General features: G+C 66.7%; 5 protein-coding genes and 1 other RNA gene. 2 read left to right on the top strand and 4 right to left on the bottom strand.

Annotation, left to right across the window (positions count from 1 at the left end; all coding sequences use genetic code 11):
• From AB4Y84_RS17250 to AB4Y84_RS17235, 4 genes are all read right to left on the bottom strand, one after another.
• Positions 1 to 370, bottom strand: a 370-nt coding sequence (locus tag AB4Y84_RS17250) for a 5-formyltetrahydrofolate cyclo-ligase (RefSeq protein WP_442250524.1), incomplete at its 3' end; no start/stop codon positions are given.
• An 83-nt stretch (positions 371 to 453) separates the two neighbouring features.
• A non-coding RNA gene (gene ssrS, locus AB4Y84_RS17245) (6S RNA) lies at positions 454 to 639 on the bottom strand.
• Positions 640 to 736: 97 nt separating this feature from the next.
• A complete protein-coding gene (locus AB4Y84_RS17240; protein WP_025874199.1) occupies positions 737 to 1,033 on the bottom strand; it encodes a cell division protein ZapA in 297 nt (98 codons plus the stop codon).
• A complete protein-coding gene (locus AB4Y84_RS17235) occupies positions 1,030 to 1,251 on the bottom strand; it encodes a TIGR02449 family protein (RefSeq protein WP_025874200.1) in 222 nt (73 codons plus the stop codon). Before AB4Y84_RS17235 ends, AB4Y84_RS17240 begins: the two co-directional genes overlap by 4 nt.
• A gap of 153 nt (positions 1,252 to 1,404) precedes the next feature.
• Between AB4Y84_RS17235 and AB4Y84_RS17230 the strand changes: the two genes are divergently transcribed.
• Positions 1,405 to 1,953 (top strand): YecA/YgfB family protein, encoded by a 549-nt coding sequence (locus tag AB4Y84_RS17230; RefSeq protein WP_230112415.1) that lies wholly within the window; start codon positions 1,405 to 1,407, stop codon positions 1,951 to 1,953.
• Positions 1,953 to 3,229: aminopeptidase P N-terminal domain-containing protein (locus AB4Y84_RS17225; protein ID WP_442250523.1), on the top strand; the 1,277-nt coding region annotated here is incomplete at its 3' end. The genes AB4Y84_RS17230 and AB4Y84_RS17225, both read left to right, overlap by 1 nt.

Below are 3,229 nucleotides of genomic sequence, written 5' to 3'. Positions count from 1 at the left end.
CCAGCGGCGTCACCACCAGGGCCATCTGTGCCGGTTCCAGCGTGTCTTCGATGGCAAGGTCCGGTTCGGGGATGCCGTAGCGGTTGCTGGTCAAGGGTTGGCCGGGGCGCCAGGGCGCGAAGCGCAGCACGTCGCCGTGCAGTACCGGCAGGCAGTAGGTCAAGCGATCGGGCAGCTGCAATTGCCAGCGATGCAGGGCGATTTCGCCATCCAGCGCCCAGTAGCCGGCCACGGCCCCTTCGCGCGGGGCGAACGGCAGTGCCAGCAGCGCATCGGCCAGCGATTCGGCAGCGGCGATACGGGCGGGGGCGGAAAGGTCGCGGCGGCGTTGCCGCAGGTCGTGGCGCAGGGCCTGTCGCGGGTCGTTCATGGCAGCGTGCGGCAAGGATCAGCCGTCATTGTGCCGGAAAGAACAAGGGCGACGCCCGAAGACGCCGCCCTTGCTGGAATATTGCATTCTCCGCAATGTCGATGCATGCGAAACGACCTTGAACCCGGGGGCTCAAGTGGGAACGCTGGAGAACCATCGGGCTTCCCGCTGCAAGGCGGACCTGCACTCCCGGCGCTGTCGCGCTCCCGGTGTCGTTCTTAAGGGACAAGGCGAATGTTTGCACATGCCGTCGAGTACCGCAGAGAACGCGTGGCCATTATAGCTACCGCGCGTGATCTGGATAGGCCGTTCGTCGGCAACAGTGCGTGCCAATTCAGAAAAGAGAATGCGCATTCCGCGCCTTTCTCACGTGCTGCTGTCGATTGCACGGTCCAGGCGCCGGTTCAGGTCGGCCAGGGTCTGTTGCAGGGCAACCGCCTGGCGGGCGTTCTCGTCGCGCAGCAGCTGCAGCTCGTGCGCCAGGTTGAGTGCCGCCAGCACCGCGATGCGGTCCACCGCGGCCATCCGGTTGCTGCCACGGATCTCGCGCATGCGCGCATCCAGCAGGCGGGCGGCCGCCATCAGGCTGTCGCGTTCATCGCCACCGACGCCGACTGTGTATTCACGGTCGAGGATACGGACGCTGACCGGTTCGGCACTCATGTGTGCTGCTCCAGGGATTTGAGCCGGGTGATCATCGCTTCCACCCGCGAACGCGCCTGCTCGTTCTTGGCCAGCAGCGTCGAGCGCTCGGCCACCAGCTGTTCCTGCTGGTGGCGCAGGCTGCGGTTCTCCTCGGCCAGCCGCTGGTTGCGGTCGAGCAACGCCTCCACACGGGCGGCGAAGGCCTGCAGCTGGGCAAGGGGATCGGCGGGTTCCATGCCCGCACGATAGGCAAGCCGGGTCAGGGCGGTCAAGCACTGCCGCAGCAGGGCCCGGCGGCTACGGAGAGCAGGCGGACAGATTGCTACACTACCCGGCTCACGGGCGCGCGCGTGCGCGCTCCGCAGTTTCCCTTCCGAACGAGCCGCACGATGACCGAACTTCCCTCCGTCGACGACGTTACCCGCGCCAGCCAGGAACTGGGCCTGGGCGCCACTGCTGCCGAGCTGCATGGCGGGCTGTGCGGCTGGCTGGCCGCTGGCGGTGCCCCTGGCAACGATTGGCCGGCGCGCGTGCTGGCCGACGACAATCTGCCGCAGGTGGCTGCCGACAGTGCGCTGGCGCAGTTGCTGGAGGCCACCATCAAGCAGCTGGAAGACCGAGACTTCGCCTTCGAGCTGCTGTTGACCGACAGCAGCGACGTGGCCGCGCAGGCAGATTCCATGTTCAGCTGGACCCGCTCCTTCCTGGGCGGCTTCGGCCTGGGCAGCGGCGGCCACCGGCCGACCCTGTCCGAAGAAGGCGAGGAGGCACTGAACGACCTGGCCAGCCTGGCCCGTGCCTCGAGCGAGGACTTCGAAGCCGGCGGTGACGATGATGACGAAGCCCTGTCGGAGATCGAAGAGTTCATCCGGGTGGCGGTGCTGCTGCTGCACGGTGATGTGGTGCTGGCCGCGCGCCATCGGCAGCGCCTGAACTGATGGATATCAAGCAGCGCACCGGCATCGCTGCCGGCGAGTACAAGCGTCGTCGCCGGCAGCTGATGGACATGGCGGGCGAAGACGCGATCCTGGTGCTGCCGGCGGCATCGGAGAAGGTGCGCAGCCTCGATACCCATTATCCGTACCGGCAGGATTCGGATTTCCAGTATCTGTGCGGCTTCCCGGAGCCGGAAGCGGTGCTGGTACTGATTCCTGGTCGTCGCCACGGCGAAGCCATCCTGTTCTGCCGTGAGCGCGATCCCGAGCGTGAAGCCTGGGATGGCGGTCGCGCCGGCCAGGAAGGCGCCGTGGCGCAGTTCGCGATGGACGATGCGTACCCGATCACCGACCTGGACGACATCCTGCCGGGCCTGCTGGAAGGGCGGTCGCGGGTGTACTACCACTTCGGCCGCGATGCGGACTTCGACCTGAAGCTGATCGGCTGGGTGAACCGCGTGCGTTCGCAGGTGCGCCACGGTGCGCAGCCACCGCATGAGTTCCTGGAACTGGGCCACCTGCTGCACGAGCAGCGGTTGTTCAAGTCCGGTGCCGAGGTGGCGTTGATGCAGCGCGCGGCCGATATCAGCGTGCTGGCGCATCGTGCGGCCATGCAGAGTGCGAAGGCGGGCATCCACGAGTACGAACTGCAGGCCGAGCTGGAGCGGGTGTTCCGTGCCAGCGACGCGGTGCCTGCGTACTGCAGCATCGTCGGTGCCGGCCGCAACGCCTGCATCCTGCATTACCGCGACAACAACGCACGCTCGCGCGACGGTGAACTGGTGTTGATCGATGCCGGCGCCGAGTACCGCGGCTACGCCAGTGACATCACCCGTACGTTCCCGGTCAATGGTCGTTTCAGCGCCGAGCAGCGTGCGCTGCATGATCTGGTGGGTGCGGCGCAGGCGGCGGCGCTTGCCCAGGCCAAACCGGGCGTGGCGTACGAAATGGGCCATCTGGCGGCGGTGCAGACCCTCACCGAGGGGTTGCTGCAGCTGGGCCTGTTGAAGGGCACGCTGGAAAAGAATCTCACCGAAGGCTTGTACCAGCGCTTCTACCGGCACAAGACAGGGCACTGGATCGGGCTGGATGTGCACGACGTAGGTGACTACCGCCTGGCCGGCGATTCGCGCCTGCTGGAGCCGGGCATGGCCTTCACCATCGAGCCGGGGCTGTATATCGGCGTGGAAGACACGACAGTGGAACCGCGCTGGCGCGGTATCGGCATCCGTACCGAAGATGACGTGCTGATCACCGACGACGGCCATCGGGTGTTGAC

It is taken from the genome of Stenotrophomonas sp. 2YAF22 (genome assembly GCF_052114665.1).
In the GTDB taxonomy this organism is placed as follows: Bacteria; Pseudomonadota; Gammaproteobacteria; order Xanthomonadales; family Xanthomonadaceae; genus Stenotrophomonas; species Stenotrophomonas indicatrix.
This window is presented reverse-complemented; position numbering and strand designations above follow the sequence as displayed.